The organism is Streptomyces glaucescens, assembly GCF_002154375.1.
Taxonomy (GTDB): Bacteria; Actinomycetota; Actinomycetes; order Streptomycetales; family Streptomycetaceae; genus Streptomyces; species Streptomyces glaucescens.
The window spans coordinates 527-894 of record NZ_MUND01000579.1 but is presented as its reverse complement, the minus strand read 5'-3'; the positions used below and the strand labels follow the sequence as shown (position 1 = coordinate 894).

General features: G+C 69.8%; 1 pseudogene. It reads right to left on the bottom strand.

What is annotated here, in order from left to right:
- Positions 1-199: 199 nt before the first annotated feature.
- A pseudogene (locus CCN42_RS45000) lies at positions 200-368 on the bottom strand (ribonuclease BN); the annotation flags it as partial.

The window sequence follows — 368 nt, the reverse complement described above, 5'->3', positions numbered from 1 at the left end:
CGGCGCGCGGGAGCCGACTTGGCGGCTCTCAGCGGGGTGTCATCGAATGTCACGGCGGAGAACGTATGCCCGAACAGACGCCTGTTCGGCCGCACTACCGAATCATGGCCCGGCATGACGGATTCGTGGACCGGTGCTGAGCAGTTGTTGGTGCGGGCGAGGGCAGGGCTTGGCCCAGGCCAGCTCCGGGTGTCGGGCTTCAGCGTTCGCCGGGTGCCGTGTCGTCGTCCCAGGTGCGGGTCGAGCGCGGCTCGGTGTACGGCTCCTCCTCCGGCGGGTGGCCCCCGGCGATGGCCCGCTGGCGGACGGTCTCGGCGTCGAACTCCAGGCCGAGCAGGATCGCCAGATTGGTGATCCACAGCCAGACG